At 30.6% G+C, this 15,466-nt stretch carries 15 protein-coding genes; 14 read left to right on the top strand and 1 reads right to left on the bottom strand.

What is annotated here, in order from left to right; genetic code table 11:
- Positions 1–15: 15 nt before the first annotated feature.
- The gene (gene cgb, locus OT390_RS08025) at positions 16–438 is read right to left on the bottom strand and encodes a single-domain globin Cgb (protein WP_002867582.1); all 423 of its coding nucleotides are present in this window, start codon (positions 436–438) and stop codon (positions 16–18) included.
- A gap of 151 nt (positions 439–589) precedes the next feature.
- Here cgb and OT390_RS08020 point away from each other — a divergent pair, with 151 nt between their 5' ends.
- The 14 genes from OT390_RS08020 (at position 590) to nuoH (ending at position 15,464) form a co-directional block, all read left to right on the top strand.
- Positions 590–3,361 (top strand): FAD-binding and (Fe-S)-binding domain-containing protein, encoded by a 2,772-nt coding sequence (locus OT390_RS08020; RefSeq protein ID WP_394535953.1) that lies wholly within the window; start codon positions 590–592, stop codon positions 3,359–3,361.
- A gap of 108 nt (positions 3,362–3,469) precedes the next feature.
- Positions 3,470–5,005 (top strand): ABC transporter substrate-binding protein, encoded by a 1,536-nt coding sequence (locus tag OT390_RS08015; RefSeq protein ID WP_406611484.1) that lies wholly within the window; start codon positions 3,470–3,472, stop codon positions 5,003–5,005.
- Positions 5,005–5,949 (top strand): ABC transporter permease, encoded by a 945-nt coding sequence (locus tag OT390_RS08010; RefSeq protein WP_002858932.1) that lies wholly within the window; start codon positions 5,005–5,007, stop codon positions 5,947–5,949. Before OT390_RS08015 ends, OT390_RS08010 begins: the two co-directional genes overlap by 1 nt.
- Positions 5,936–6,730, top strand: a complete 795-nt coding sequence (locus tag OT390_RS08005; RefSeq protein WP_079263817.1) for an ABC transporter permease — start codon at positions 5,936–5,938, stop codon at positions 6,728–6,730. The genes OT390_RS08010 and OT390_RS08005 overlap by 14 nt, the downstream gene beginning before the upstream one ends.
- Positions 6,727–7,437 carry an ATP-binding cassette domain-containing protein gene (locus tag OT390_RS08000; protein ID WP_016818313.1) on the top strand — a complete coding sequence of 237 codons (711 nt, stop codon included), beginning with the start codon at positions 6,727–6,729 and terminating at the stop codon, positions 7,435–7,437. Before OT390_RS08005 ends, OT390_RS08000 begins: the two co-directional genes overlap by 4 nt.
- The gene (locus OT390_RS07995; RefSeq protein ID WP_002858929.1) at positions 7,430–8,095 is read left to right on the top strand and encodes an ATP-binding cassette domain-containing protein; all 666 of its coding nucleotides are present in this window, start codon (positions 7,430–7,432) and stop codon (positions 8,093–8,095) included. The genes OT390_RS08000 and OT390_RS07995 overlap by 8 nt, the downstream gene beginning before the upstream one ends.
- Positions 8,096–8,207: 112 nt before the next feature.
- The gene (locus tag OT390_RS07990; RefSeq protein WP_002870000.1) at positions 8,208–8,597 is read left to right on the top strand and encodes an NAD(P)H-quinone oxidoreductase subunit 3; all 390 of its coding nucleotides are present in this window, start codon (positions 8,208–8,210) and stop codon (positions 8,595–8,597) included.
- Complete coding sequence (locus tag OT390_RS07985; protein ID WP_002824974.1) at positions 8,579–9,082, top strand: NADH-quinone oxidoreductase subunit B family protein; 504 nt, start codon at positions 8,579–8,581, stop codon at positions 9,080–9,082. Before OT390_RS07990 ends, OT390_RS07985 begins: the two co-directional genes overlap by 19 nt.
- The gene (locus OT390_RS07980) at positions 9,079–9,873 is read left to right on the top strand and encodes an NADH-quinone oxidoreductase subunit C (protein ID WP_079263624.1); all 795 of its coding nucleotides are present in this window, start codon (positions 9,079–9,081) and stop codon (positions 9,871–9,873) included. Before OT390_RS07985 ends, OT390_RS07980 begins: the two co-directional genes overlap by 4 nt.
- A 1-nt stretch (position 9,874) precedes the next feature.
- Positions 9,875–11,101, top strand: coding sequence for an NADH dehydrogenase (quinone) subunit D (gene nuoD, locus OT390_RS07975; RefSeq protein WP_002885616.1), 1,227 nt, complete (start codon positions 9,875–9,877; stop codon positions 11,099–11,101).
- Positions 11,098–11,325 carry an NADH-ubiquinone oxidoreductase subunit E family protein gene (locus OT390_RS07970; protein WP_002824979.1) on the top strand — a complete coding sequence of 76 codons (228 nt, stop codon included), beginning with the start codon at positions 11,098–11,100 and terminating at the stop codon, positions 11,323–11,325. The genes nuoD and OT390_RS07970 overlap by 4 nt, the downstream gene beginning before the upstream one ends.
- Positions 11,322–12,014: a hypothetical protein gene (locus OT390_RS07965; RefSeq protein ID WP_002870002.1), complete on the top strand. Its 693-nt coding sequence runs from the start codon at positions 11,322–11,324 to the stop codon at positions 12,012–12,014. Before OT390_RS07970 ends, OT390_RS07965 begins: the two co-directional genes overlap by 4 nt.
- Positions 12,011–14,473: an NADH-quinone oxidoreductase subunit G gene (locus tag OT390_RS07960; RefSeq protein ID WP_394535955.1), complete on the top strand. Its 2,463-nt coding sequence runs from the start codon at positions 12,011–12,013 to the stop codon at positions 14,471–14,473. Before OT390_RS07965 ends, OT390_RS07960 begins: the two co-directional genes overlap by 4 nt.
- On the top strand, positions 14,466–15,464 hold the full coding sequence (gene nuoH / locus OT390_RS07955) for an NADH-quinone oxidoreductase subunit NuoH (RefSeq protein WP_002867591.1): 999 nt from the start codon (positions 14,466–14,468) through the stop codon (positions 15,462–15,464). Before OT390_RS07960 ends, nuoH begins: the two co-directional genes overlap by 8 nt.
- The last annotated feature ends 2 nt before the right edge of the window (positions 15,465–15,466 follow it).

Genomic DNA, 15,466 nt, shown 5'->3' with positions numbered 1-15,466 from the left:
CAAAATGGGCTTATATTATTTATCATAGAGCTTTTTTTCTATATCGATATAAAATTTAGCAATTTTTCCATAAGCAACTTCCCAAGCTTTAAGAGTAGCTTCGTCAGGATTTAAAAGATTTTTAATAGCCTTTAAAAGGCAAGCTCCAACTATAGGATAATGCTCTTCTTTAACTCCTAAATTAACATGAGTTATGGCAACTTTATCAACAAAGTTTCTCATATTTTCTAAATTTTCTATATTTTTAGCCGCCATTAAAATCGCCATTGCTAAAGCTTTTGGTTGTTCTCCTGAAATTTGTTTTTCCATATTAAACATAGGTTTTACCTCAGGATAATCATTAAACATTATTTTATAAAACTCATTGGTTAAATCCTCTCCATTTTTTTGCAAAATAGGCACACAATCTTTGATGATTTGAATTTGTTCTTTTGTCATAGTTTCTCCTTTTTGTTGTAAAAGAGATATTTTATATCTTAAAAAGGAGAAAAAAATTGACTTGTGTTAAAATTATGCTCAAAAATATAAATTTAAAATTATCTTTAAATTATTAAATTATATAATTGATAATAAATTAAAAAGAGGGACTATGGCAAATTTTAAAGCTTTTTATAATGAGGCTAAGTATATTTTTAAGGATAGAATTTTTAATGATTATGCTAGATGCTATGCTTATGGCATTGATGCGTCGTGTTATTTTTATATTCCAAAAATAGTGATTATTGCTAAAAATGAAGATGAAATTAAGCAAATTATTCAATTAGCAAATACTTATAAAACTCCTATAACATTTAGAGCAGCAGGTACAAGTTTAAGTGGACAAAGCTCTTGTGATGGAGTACTTGTAGTGATTAAATTTGCTTTTAAAAAAATAAAAATTAACAAAGACGCTAGTGAAATTACTTTAGGATGTGGTGTAGTAGGCATTCATGCTAATGAAAGTCTTGCTTTTTTGAAGAAAAAAATAGGACCTGATCCAGCTACTATAAATTCAGCTTTAATTGGAGGGATTGTAAATAACAATTCAAGCGGAATGTGCTGCGGAACTAAGGATAATAGCTATAAAACCTTAAGAAGTATTAGGGTGATTTTGGCAAATGGTAGTATGCTTGATACCAGTGATGCTTTAAGCGTGGCTCGATTTAAAGATGAAAATAAAAAATTAATTAATGAACTTAGAGAGATCAAAGAAGAGATTAATGCCAATAAAGAATTAAAAGATTTAATAATCAAAAAATTTAAAATCAAAAACACCACAGGTTATAGCCTTAATGCCTTTGTTGATTATGATGATGAAATAGATATTTTAGCACACTTGCTTATTGGCTCTGAAGGGACTTTGGGATTTGTAAGCGAAGTTAAGCTTGCTGTTTTGGATGATTTGGAATTTAAGGCCTGTGCTTTATTGTTTTTTGATAATATCAATAATGCTGCAAACACTATAAAAGAATTTGCTAAAGTTGATTTTGTAAGTTCTGCTGAAATAATGGACTATGCAAGTTTAAAAGCTGCATCAACTTATGATGAGTTAAGAGATATTTTAGCTGATATTAAAGAGGGTAATACTTGTGTATTGATCCAAAGTGAGCATAGTAATGAGCTTAAGCTTGATGAAAATATAAATAAAATAAAAGAAATTTCCAAACTGGCTTATAAGTCATATTTTAGCAAGAATAAGGCCGAATATGATTTATGGTGGAAGATTAGAAAAGCACTCTTGCCTATAGCAGCTAGTCTTAGAAAGGCAGGTTCAACGGTAATTACTGAAGATGTGTGTTTTAATATCGAGGATTTAGCCGATGGAATTAAAAGCATTCAAGAATTGTTTTATAAATATGGCTTTGGTGATAATGGAATCATTTTTGGCCATGCATTAGCAGGCAATATCCATTTTATTATCACACCGGATTTAAACAATAAGCTTGAATTTGATAATTTTTCAAATCTAGTTAAAGAAATGTCTAATATAGTAGCTTCTTATGGTGGAAGTATAAAAGCTGAACACGGCACAGGGCGTATGGTGGCACCTTTTGTGGAGGTAGAGTGGGGTAAGCAAGCTTATTTGATCAATAAAAAAATCAAAAGTATCTTTGATAAGGATAGTTTATTTAATCCCGATGTAATCATTAGCGATGATAAAGATATTTATAAGAAAAATATCAAACAAGTCAGTTGGATTGATGAGAAATTAAATACCTGTATGGAATGTGGATTTTGCGAAAGATTTTGTCCATCAAATGAATATACAATTACTCCAAGACAAAGAATTGCGATCTTACGAGAGATCAAACGCCTTGAAAGCTTAAATGATGATGAGTCAAAAGCAAAATTAAAGGATATTAAAAAATATTACAATCATTTAGTAGACAGCTCTTGTGCTGCTTGTGGGGTGTGCTCTTTTTCATGTCCTTTGGGGATTAATTTTGCTGATTTTTCATTAAAATATAGAAAAAATAATATAGGATTTATATCTAAAATTTTAGGAAATCTAGCATATAAAAATCATGAAAAAACTCTAAAAATTGCTAAATTTTCATTAAGTATCGCAAATAAATTTGATAATTTAAGTCTTGATAATAAGCTCGAAAAAGCAAGCAATTTTCTTAGCATTATACCAAGAACTAGGGCGTATTTGCCTAAGGTGAATGATTATGAGTTAAAAAGTCGTAAAAGAGCTTGCAATGTGGTTTATTTTACAAGCTGTCTTAATAAAAGCTTTAAACCAAATGAAAAAATGCATGATAAAAGAAGTTTGCAAGAAGTATTTGAGAGCTTGTGTAAAAAAGCAAATATAGGCATTATTTATACAACCAATGATTTATGTTGTGGTAAGGCTTATGAGAATTTTCAAGATATCCAAGATAAAAATATACAAAAAATCAATGATTTTTTAAGCAATATAGACTCGCCCATAGTGTTAGATCATAGTGCTTGTAGTGCTAAGTTAATTAGCGATCATTTAAAGTATGAAATTTATGATTTAAGCGAGTATTTATTAAAATTTATTGCTCCTAAGTTACGCATTGATAAAATCAATGAGAATGTAGGATTATATATCATGTGTGCTGCTAGAAAGCTTGGTTTAAATGAAAATATAATCAAGCTTGCAAAGCTATGCACGAATGGAAAAGTATTAATAGATAATGATACCTATTGTTGCGGGTTTGCTGGATACAAGGGCTTTTTCAAGCCTCAATTAAATATTAATGCTACAAAGGGCTTTAAAAAATTTTATGCCAAAACAAATATTAAGCGCGGGTTTAGTACATCAAGCACTTGCGAGATAGGATTAAGCGATGCTACGGGTATATCTTGGCAGCATATAGCGTATTTATTGGATGAATGCAGTGAAGCAATTTAATTGATAAATAAAACTCCATAATTTAAAGCAAATTATCCCCCTATAGGGCTTGTGGCTTCTTATTTTTTATTTTATAATTTTTTTAATTTTAAATTTGAGGAGTTACAAGTGCTTAGATGGTTTATTTTACTATTTTTATTGTTTTTCAATGTTGAGGCTAAAATTCCAAAAGATACTTTAATCGTAGCTGTGGAAAATGAAATTTCAAGGATAAATCCTGCATATAGCGAAGATCATGATGCGGTGATTAATCTTGTATTTTCAGGACTTACGCGTTTTGATGAGCATATGAGCTTAAAGCCTGATTTAGCTGCGTCGTGGAATGTTAGCAAGGATGGACTTAGCTATGATATCTTTTTGCGTGAAGATGTTTTGTGGCACGATGGAGTGAAATTTAGTGCCGATGATGTTAAATTCAGTCTTGAAGCTTTTAAAAATCCTAAAAATAATTCTTCTATTTATGTGAATTTTGAAGATATTAAAAGTATAGAAATTTTAAATCCTTATCATCTTAAAATCACGCTTTCTAAACCTTTTCCTGCATTTTTAGATGCTTTAAGTATAGGAATGCTTCCTAAACATTTACTTAGTGATAAAGACTTAAATACTGCTTCTTTTAATCGAAATCCCATAGGCACAGGTCCTTATAAATTTGTAAAATGGAAAAAGGGCGAATATGTAGAGTTTAAAGCTAATGAGAATTTTTATCTTACAAAAGTAAAAACCCCAAGACTTATCATCAAACATATTTTTGATCCTTCGGTTGCAAGCGTAGAGCTTAAAAATGGCAAAATTGATGCGGCTTTGATTGATGTTTCTTTATTGAATATTTTTAAAAAGGATGAAAATTTTAAAATTTTGCGTGAAAGATCTGCTGATTATAGAGCTTTAATGTTTAATTTTGATAATGAATTTTTAAAAGATTTAAAAGTAAGACAAGCCTTAAATTACGCAGTTGATAAAGAAAGTATAATAAAAAATCTTTTACATGATTATGCTTTTGTAGCCAATCACCCTTTAGAGCGTTCTTGGGCAAATTCTAAGAATTTTAAAATTTACAAATATGATCCTAAAAAAGCCGAGGACTTGCTTGTAAGTGCAGGTTTTAAGAAAAATAAAGATGGAAATTTTGAAAAAGATGGGAAAATTTTAGAATTTGAAATTTGGGCGATGAGTAATGATCCTTTAAGGGTAAGTTTAGCTGGAATTTTGCAAAGCGAATTTAGAAAAATAGGAGTTGTAAGCAAGGTGGTGGCTAAACCTGCTGGAAGTTTTGATTATTCTAAAGTAGATAGTTTTTTAATAGGCTGGGGAAGTCCTTTAGATCCTGATTTTCACACTTTTAGGGTATTTGAAAGTTCGCAAGATAGTGCTTTAAATGATGAGGGTTGGAATTTTGGACATTATCATGATAAAAAAGTGGATATAGCCTTGCAAAAAGCAAGAAACACTTCAAATTTGGAAGAGAGAAAAAAATATTATAAAGATTTTATAGATGCTTTGTATGAAAATCCTCCTTTTATTTTTTTAGCCTATCTTGATTTTGCTTTAGTTTATAATAAAGATTTAAAAGGTATCAAAGCAAGGACTTTAGGTCATCACGGAGTGGGTTTTACTTGGAATGTTTATGAGTGGAGTAAATAGTGCTAAAACGCTTAGTTTTTAGTATTGTCGTAGCATTTTTTAGCACTTTTTTATGTTTTGTTTTACTTCATTTTAGTAAAGGCAGTATAGCTTATGCTAATGGAGTTAATTCACAAAGTAAAGAATTTGTTCAAAGAATAGAACAAAATTTAGGGCTTGATAAGCCTTTGCTAGAGCAGTATAAAATTTGGCTTTTTAAGGCTTTAAAAGGAGATTTAGGAGTTTCTTTTTTAAGTGGAGAAAGTGTTTTAAAGCTTATAAAAGAAAGAATTTTTAATACTTTTATTTTGGGTTTTAGTGCCTTAATGCTTTTATTTTTACTCAGTGTTTTTTTGGCACTTTTGGGATATTCTTATAAAGAAAGTTTTATAGATAAAATCATCACTTTTTTAGCTTTTAATTTTTTTGCTTTACCTCCTTTTGTTTTGGCTTTATTGTTTGTTTTGATTTTTGGAATTTTTTGGAAAATTTTGCCTGTTATGGGAAGTAGTGATATAGGCTTTGAAGATGATTTTTTAAATCGTTTAGAGCATTTGATTTTGCCTGTTTTGGTGCTCGTTTTATCACATTTGGCGTTATTTTTAAGGATTGCTAGAAATTTTATCAATGAAAGTTTTTCTCAAATTTTTATTCAAAATTTATACGCTAGAGCTTTAAGGGAGAAAGATATTTATTTTTTAGTTCTGAAATATTCTTTAAGCCCTATTGTGGCTTATTTTGGGGGAAGTGCTTTAAGTTTTATGATGGGAACTTATGTGGTAGAAAGTGTCTTTGCTTACGAGGGACTTGGGTCTTTACTTTTTAAAAGTATTATTTTTAAAGATTATCCTGTTGTACTTGCACTTATATTTTTTAGCGTTTTGCTTGCAGCATTTTTTACATTTTTAAGTGATATTGTAGCTAGGATTTTAAATCCTAGATTAAGAAGGCTTGATTTTGTTTAAATTTCTTATCATTCTTGCGCCTTTAATTTTTTTATTTTTATGTGCCTTGTTTGCACCTTGTTTGACTCCTTTTGATATTTTAAGTACTCATTTAGAAAATTTGCATCAAGCTCCTAATTTTACTTATATTTTAGGGACTGATTTTTTAGGCAGGGATTTGTTTTCTCGTTTGCTTTTTGCTTTGAGAAATTCTTTGATTATAGGTGTTGGTGGATCTTTATTGTCTATTATCTTTGCTTTGTGTTATTTGTTTTTAGCGCGATGTTTTTTTTATGTTTTTTGGATGCGTATTTTAGAGTTTTTTTTAGCCTTGCCTGCTTTTTTACTTATGATGTTTTTTCAAAGTATGATAACTTCTGATGTGTTTTTGATGATTTTTTTAATCGCTTTAATTCATTGGTGTTTCATAGCAAGAATTATAGAAAGTGAATTAAAAAGACTTGAAAATTTAGATTTTTACAAAGCAAATATAGTGCTTGGAAGAACTAAATTTAGAGCTTTTTTTAAAGATTTAATACCTGCTTTAAAAACACTGATTTTTACACTTTTTATATTTAATATCGTTCATGCTATAGCCACAGAAGCTACTTTGAGTTTTTTTGGACTGGGTTTAGGATTTGAAATTCCAACTTTAGGTACTCTTTTGAGTGAGTCTTCAAACGCAGTTTTTATAGGCGCTTGGTGGATGATACTTTTTCCACTTTTAAGCTTGCTTTTGTTGTTTTTACCTCTTTTATGGTTGGGTAATTTTTTACAAAAAATTTGGGGTATAAGATCTTGAAGGTAAGAAATTTAAATATCAGTTTGAAGAATAATTTATTGCTTAAGGATATTAATTTAGATATAAAAACAGGCAAAACTTTAATGATACTAGGACAAAGTGGAGTGGGTAAAAGTTTGTTGGGAAAAGCTTTGGTAAGACTTTTAGATTCTAATTTCACAATAAGTTTTGATGAATTAAGTTTTCATAATTCTTGTATTTTTAATTTTAACAAAGAAGAGCTTAGAAATTTTCGTTCTAAGGTGGCACTTGTTTTGCAAGATGCAGAGCTTAGTCTTTATCCTTATTTGGATATTGGAAATTTATGTCATCTTGTTTTAAAAACTCATACAAAATTAAAACAAAAAGAAAGAAAAGATTACGCTTTTTCTTATTTTCAAAAATTAGGATTTGAAAATCTTGATCGTTTGTGGCATTCTTATGCTAATGAATTAAGTTTGGGTATGGCAAGAAGGGTGAGCCTAGCTTTGGCATTATTAAATCAACCCCAAATTTTAATTTGTGATGAAATCACAGCTTCTTTGGATAAAGAAAACGCTTCTAAGATTATATCGATTTTAAAAGAATTAAAAAATACTACAGCCTTAGTTTGCATCACTCATGATTTAAATTTGGTAAATTCTTTAGCAGATGAAATTCTTATGCTAGAAAAAAATAGTTCAAATTTATATAGCTTAAATGAGTTTTTAAGGTATTATAATGCTTAAAGTTTGTAATTTAAGTAAGTTTTATGAGCTTAAAAAGCATTGGTATTTAAAAAAAGAAAGACATATTATTTTTGATAATATCAATTTTTCTTTAAATGAAAATGACAATTTAATAATTTTAGGTAAAAGTGGTGCGGGTAAAAGCACATTAGCTAGAATTCTTTGTTTTTTAGAAGATCCAAGTGAGGGTGAGGTATGGTATGAAAATCTTAACTTACACAAGCTTGATAAAAACAAACAAAGACTTTTAAGAAAGCAAATTCAGTATTGCTTTCAAGATCAAAAAATGGCTTTAAACCCTTATAAAAAAATCAAAAATCTTATACAAGATGGTTTGGAAAATTTTAATTTACAAAAGAATGATGACTTGATTTTAGAATTTTTTGATTTTTTTAGTCTAAAAAAGCAAATTTTAAAACAAAAACCCTATGAGTTAAGTGGAGGAGAAGCCACGCGTGTAGGTCTTATCCGTGCTTTGGTTTTAAATCCTAAATTGTTGATTTTAGATGAAATTACTTCAGCACTTGATATTAAAACTTCTAAAGAAATTTTAACTTTTTTATATGACTATCAGCAAAAAAATAATATTTCTTATATATTTATAAGCCATCAAAGTGATCTTTTTTATAAATTTAATCATAAAAAATTAAAACTTTAAAAAATATTTTTTAATATAAGTTTCAATATAGAAAGTTTAGAGTAAAATAAAGAAAAGTGTAAATTTAATTTTTGTTGTGGAGTGATTAAAGTGCTTTAAAAAAGGAGAATAAATGTCTCATATAGATGCTTCGCATCCTTATTTTGGTATTTTTTTAATGCTAGTACTTGCTAGTGTTATTTTTTTCGGACTGGTTTTTTTAGCTTCAAAAATCGGTAATAATTTTGCCGCAAAAAATCGCAAAAAATTAGGACTTGGAATTTATGAATGTGGTCCTATTCCTGTTAAACAAGCTAACAAGATTAACTCTCAATTTTTCATCATCGCCTTAATCTTCATACTTTTGGATATAGAAGTTGTGTTTTTATTTCCTTGGGCTTTGATTTTTAAAGATTTAGGTTGGTTTGGGCTTTTAGAAGTTTTTATTTTTATCGTACTTTTAGGAGTTGGATTTTTATATGCTTATAAAAAAGGAGCGTTTGCATGGCAGAGCATCAAATAAATTATGCAAGTGGTTTGCCCGTAGTTTTAACTAGTGTTGATAAACTAGTTCAATGGGGCAGGAGTAATTCTTTATGGGCTTTATCTTATGGACTTGCCTGTTGTGCGATTGAGATGATGGCGGCTGGGGGTTCAAGATATGATTTTGATAGATTTGGAACGATTTTTAGAGCTTCACCACGCCATAGTGAAGTGATGATTATCGCAGGAACTTTATGTAAAAAGCATGCTGAATTTACAAGAAGACTTTACGATCAAATGCCTGATCCTAAATGGGTGATTTCTATGGGAAGTTGTGCCAATACAGGCGGTATGTTTAATACTTATTCTACGGTTCAAGGAGTGGATAGAATTATACCTGTAGATATTTATGTGCCAGGCTGTGCTCCACGCCCCGAAAGTTTTCAGTTTGCTTTGATGATTTTGCAAAAAAAGATCCGCAAAGAAAAAGCAAGTCGTAAAATCGCACCTAAAAGGTTGGTATAATGAGAAAGTATAGCGATAAAAAAAATGCTCAAACTCAAAATTATTACAAAGATAGATTTTATCACGCGCCACACACTGTAAAATCTGATGTTAATGAAAGTGTTTTTAAAGAGGATTTTGAAGTTTTAAAAACTCAAGTAGAAATTTTAAATTCCTTTGTAGAGCTTGATTTTTGGGTAATAGAAATTAAAAAAGAAGACAATGTTAAAACCTTGCAAATGCTTAAAACTTTAGGGTATTTAAGTTTTACAGAGGCAAGTGCTATTGATTTTGTAGCAGATAAAAATGGTTTTGAAGTGTTTTATCAGCTTTTAAATTTAGAAAAAAGATTAAGAGTGAGAATAAAAACTTTTGTAGGCGTAAAAGAGCGTTTGCAAAGCGTGGCTCATATTTTTAAAGGAGCAAATTGGAGTGAGAGAGAAATTTATGATATGTTTGGAATTTTCATCATAAATCATCCCAATTTAAAACGCATTTTAATGCCTGATGATTGGTTTGGACATCCGCTTTTAAAAACTTATCCTTTAAAGGGCGATGAGTTTGCAAGATGGTATGAGATTGATAAAATTTTTGGCAAAGAATATCGTGAAGTAGTGGGCGAAGAGCAAAGAGATTCTGGTTTTGCTGATGATAAAGATACGCTAAATTTTGCAAGACTTTATCATGAAGTGCCAAAAGGTAGTCAAAAGAAGGAAATTTCCTTTAAACAAGAATATCAAGAAGATGAAGGCGTGGCTTTTGTAAAAAAAGTAAAACGTGATGAAGCAAAAATTTTAGAGAAAAGGCGTTAAAATGCAAATTCCTAGCAAGTTAAAACCTTATTATGAAAATATAGCTTTTGAGCAAGAAGACTCAAAGATGATTATCAATTTAGGCCCTCAACATCCTTCAGCACATGGAAATTTACGCCTTATTTTAGAACTTGATGGAGAGCAAGTTGTAAAAGCGCGTCCTTGTATAGGTTATATGCATCGTGGTATGGAAAAAATGGCTGAAAATATGATTTATCAAGAGTTTATTCCTACTACTGATAGAATGGATTATATCGCTGCTTCAGCGAATAATTATGCTTATTGTGCAGCGGTTGAAAAGCTTTGTGGTTTAGAGATTCCACGCCGTGCCGCAGTGATACGCATGATACTTTTAGAATTAAACCGTATCACATCACATTTGCTTTGGCTTGCCACTCATGCGCTTGATATTGGTGCGATGAGTGTGTTTTTATACTGTTTTAGAGAACGTGAGTATGTTTTGGATTTGATAGAAAAGTATTGTGGTGCAAGGCTTACGCATTCTTCTATGAGAATAGGTGGGGTTATGCTTGATTTACCTGAGAATTATTTAGAAGAAATGCTTGCATTTTGCGATAAATTTCCAAATGATTTAAAAGATTATGAAGATCTTTTAGATGATAATAGAATTTGGCGTTTAAGAACTGAAAATGTAGGTGTAGTTACTAAAGAACAAGCTTTAAACTGGGGTTGTACGGGTGTGATGCTAAGAGGAAGTGGCATAAAATACGATATACGCAAAGAAGAGCCTTATTTGCTTTATAATGAAGTCAAATTTGGCGTGCCTTATGCTACGCAAGGGGATTCTTATGCAAGATATAAAGTTTATATGCAAGAATTTCGTGAAAGTTTGAAAATCCTTAGACAATGTGCCATGCTTTATAAAGATACTCCACCTGAAATTTTAGCTACGCATCCTGAGTATGTAAGTGCTTCAAAGGAACAAATTTTAACGCAGAATTATTCTTTAATGCAGCATTTTGTTTTAATCACTCAAGGTTTAAAACCCCCTAAAGGCGAAGTTTATGTGCCTACTGAAAGTCCAAAAGGTGAGCTTGGCTTTTTTATCCATAGTGATGGTACAGGAAGACCTTATCGTTTAAAGGCTAGAACGCCTAGTTATTGGCATTGTGCGTTTTTTGAAGAAATGCTTGTAGGTACTTATTTAGCTGATGTTGTAGCCATTATGGGTAATGTAAATATAGTTTTAGGTGAGATAGATCGATGAGAAGGGTAGATTTAAGAAAAAGCAAAGAGCTTTTTGAAGATTTAGCACAAATCATAAAAGAAGCAAAACAAGGTGAGGTTTTAGTGGTGCTTTTTGAAATCGGCGATTTTTCTCCTGTTGAAAAAAGTTTTTCTTTTGTAAAAGAACAAGGCTGTGAGCTTTTAAATTCTTTGAAATTTAATCAAGTGGATTGGACTATTGTTATAAAAAAGGAGAGAGTATGATTTATGATAATGCTCTTTGTTTTTTAGATATGCCAAGCCTTAAAAACAAAAATTTATGTGAAAAAATAGGTGTAAATAGTATTAATATTTCTTGTTTGGAAGATAAAAACTTAAAAGCTAAATTTTACAAATGCGAAATTGCAAGTTTGAGTTTTGTTTTGGCCTTGCTTTGTAAATTAAGCGATGAAGGACAATTTTGCGATTTAGATGAGGGATATTTAAGTGCTGAATCTTGTTTTGGAGAGGAAGAAGCAGGCGAAGTGCTTGCTTTTTTAAAAGAGACTAAGTATTTAATTATAGATAAAAATATCCATTCTTATAAAGATAGTGAAAATATCAAATATTTTTTAAATTTCCTAAGTGTAAAATATGGATTAAAGATTTTAGATAGCGATGAAGAAGAATGCGATTTTAAAAAGGCAAAATTAAACACCCTAAAAGAACTCGATAATTATGACGGGTTAGTGCTTTTTAGAGCAAATTTGCAAGATAAAAATTTACATTGTTCAAAGCAATTTTTACAAATTGCAAAATGCAAAGATCAAAGTGAAGTTGAAATTTTGGCTAAAGATTTTAGTCTTAAAACCAAGCTTTGTTTAGATGAAAATTTACAAGGCACTATAGCTTTTTTAAATTATGAAAACAATGGTTTTGATTTTACTCCAATTCGCATAAAGGAAGCAAAATGACAGTTAAGATTAATGGTATAGATTGCGCCTTTGAAGAAGGCGAATATATTTTAAATATAGCAAGAAGAAATGATATTTTTATCCCAGCGATTTGCTATCTTTCGGGCTGTAGTCCTACTTTGGCTTGTCGTATGTGTATGGTTGAAGCTGATGGTAAAAAGGTATATTCTTGCAATACTAAAGCAAAAGAGGGCATGGTTGTAGAAAGTGATTTACAAAATCTTTGGGATGAAAGAAATGAGATCATGCAAGCTTATTGTATCAATCATCCTTTAGAATGTGGAGTTTGTGATAAATCAGGCGAGTGTGAATTGCAAAATTTCACTCATAAAAGTCGTGTAAATGTTCAAAAATATTGGATTAAAGACACGCATAAACCGCATAAACATTGGGGAATGATTAATTACGATCCCGCACTTTGCATAGTGTGTGAGCGTTGTATTACAGTTTGTAAGGATAAAATCGGAGAAAGTGCTTTAAAGACTGTTCCTCGTGGCGGAGATAGTGTGGACAATAGCTTTAAAGAGAGCATGGGAAAAGATGCTTATGCGATTTGGACTAAATTTCAAAAAAGTTTGATAGGCCCTACAAATGGCGACACGCTTGATTGTTCATTTTGTGGAGAATGTACAAGCGTATGCCCAACAGGAGCTTTAATAGGTTCGAAATTTCAATACACTTCAAATATTTGGGAACTTAAAAGAATCCCTGCTTCAAATCCGCATTCAAGCGATTGTGAGTTGATGTATTATGATATTAAGCAAAGCGGCATTAGCAATCAAAAAGAAAAAATTTATCGTGTGAGTAATGATTTTGCCTTTGCAAGTTTAAATAAGGCTGCAAGATTTGCTTTTGATACGCAAAATGAGGCGGATAAAGATGAAAAAGCCTTTAAAGAACTTGTGGAACTTTTTGAGAAAAATGAAATTAAAAACATTAAATTTAATAGTTTTATTACCAATGAAGAAGCTTTGATTTTACAAAATTTAAAAAAGAAATTTAATCTTTCTTTGATCAATGAAGAAGCTTTGAAATTTAAAGAATTTTTACAAGAATTTATCGCTAATTCTGGTGAGTTTTATAGCGCTAATACTCAAGATATAACAAAAAGTGATTTTTTGGTTGTAGCTGGAATGCTTTTAAGATATGATGCTCCAACGCTTAGCTATAAAATCAATAATGCTTTAGTGATGAATAAAGGCTCAGGGCTTTATTTTCATCCTATGGAAGATATGGGTATAGCAAAATATTCTAAAAATTTTATCTCGCACATTCATAAAAGTGGCGATGAAGAGCAAATTTTATATTTTTTACTTCAAAAATTTAGCCAAGATGAAGGTATCAAAACTCATTTAGCAGAGTTTTTTGTTAGTGAAAATAAAGAAATAGAAGAAAGTATCAACGAAGAAGTTGTAGAACAAGTCATAGAAAAAGATGAAGAAGGCAATGAAATTCAAAAAGAAGTAAAAAAAGTCGTGCCTAAGAAAGTGAAAAACAACATAGAAGTACAACGCTCTGTTTTTGCTAAAAATTTAGGCATAGATGAAGATAAATTAGAAGATTTATTGCTTAAAAAAGCAAATTTTACTCTTGTTATAGGGAGTGATTTTTATTTTCATAAAAATGCGAAAAAACTTGCTAAATTACTTGCTTTGATCCAAAATACCACTCCTTTTAAAGTCTTTTTAAATCCTACGCATACTAATACCTTAGGTGTGGCTATGATTTGTGATTTGGATAACAATACACAAGAAGGCAAGACTTTAGGCTACAATGAAAAAGGTGATTTTAGTTTTTCTTATGAAGAGCATGCAAATTTAGCTAGTGCGAGTTTAAATCAGCAAGAAGGAACTTTTTTAAATTATGATAAAAGAGTGGTACCAACTAACGCTGCTTTAGAATTTAAGGGATATTTTTTAAATGATTTGGCTAACGCTTTAGGTTTTGATGAGGAATATACTATAAATTATACCAAGAGACTCCCTATAAATAAAGGTTTTTCTCCGATTGATTTTGATCATTTAGACAATTTTTATACCAATGCAGGCGATTGTAAAAGGGGATATGAGCTTAATTTAGAATGTTTTAAACAAGTTGCTAAAAAAGAATTCATCTCTCCAAATTTTGAAAATTTAAACCTAAAAGAAGATGAAATTTTGCTTTATAGTGCTAATCCTAGCTATCAATTTGGTAGATTTTCAAATCGTGCTAGTGCAATTAATGAGGTGATTTTTTTAGCTGTAAGTGAAAATTTAGCTAAAGAAAAAAATTTAAAAGATAAAGATCTTGTAAAACTTAAAATAAAAGATAAAGAATTAAGCCTTAGCGTGCGTGTGGATAAGGATATAAAAAATGGAGCTTTCTTGCCGTATTTTGATGAAAAACTTGATACGCTAAGCTTTTTTGATGAAAGATTTGTTGCGGCAAATTTAGAAAAATTAGGAGCAAGCCATGAGTGATTTTGCTTTTTTTGCTTTAGAGGCTTTAATTAAATGTATTATTATCATTGCAATATTTGCGAGTTTAGCAGGTCTTGCAACTTATGCTGAAAGAAAGGTTTTAGCTTATTTTCAAAGACGCATAGGGCCTGATATGGTAGGGCCTTTTGGGCTTATTCAACTTGTAGCTGATATGATAAAACTTTTTACTAAAGAAGATATAATCCCTTCAAATTCGCAAAAATTTATTTTTGCTATAGCACCTTTGATTTCTGCTATTTGTGCTTTTGTTTCTTTAGCAGCTATTCCTATGCTACCTGAATTTACTTTATTTGGAAAGGTAATTCAGCCTATAGTGGCAGATATCAATGTAGCTTTGCTTTTTGTCATCGGTACTTCAGGACTTTGCTTTTATGCGGTGTTTTTGGGTGGACTTGCAAGTAATAATAAATGGTCGATTTTAGGGGCTGCAAGAGGGCTTGTAGCGATTATTTCCTATGAAAGCGTAGGAGCTTTAGCTTTGATTGCTATTGTAATGCTTGTAGGTTCTTTTTCTTTGGTGGATATTAACAATTATCAAAGCGATGGATTTTTTTCTTGGCTTATTTTTAAACAGCCTTTGGCTTTTGTGCTTTTTATAATTGCTTTATTTATAGAGACTAATAGAACTCCGCTTTGTTTGACGGAAAATGATGCTGAAATTGTAGCGGGTTATGGAACGGAGTATTCGGGTTTAAGATGGGGTATGTTTTTTATAGGTGAATATGCTTCTATGATAGCTGGAGCTATTTTAGTAACTCTTTTGTTTTTAGGGGGTTTTAATAGCTTTTGGATTATTCCTGGTTGGATTATGATGATAGTAAAATCAAGTTTTATTTTCTTTTGGTATTTTTGGGCAAGAGCAGCTTTTCCGCAATTGCGTCCAGATCAAGTGATGAAAATGTGCTATTTGATCTTAATCCCTTTAGCGGTTTTAAACCTTTTAATCACTGCTTTAGCAGTTCTTTTATAGGA

This window comes from Campylobacter sp. CFSAN122748, from assembly GCF_045277125.1.
In the GTDB taxonomy this organism is placed as follows: Bacteria; Campylobacterota; Campylobacteria; order Campylobacterales; family Campylobacteraceae; genus Campylobacter_D; species Campylobacter_D jejuni.
The sequence above is the reverse complement of the archived record's forward strand: the minus strand, read 5'-3'. Positions and strand labels throughout refer to the sequence as shown.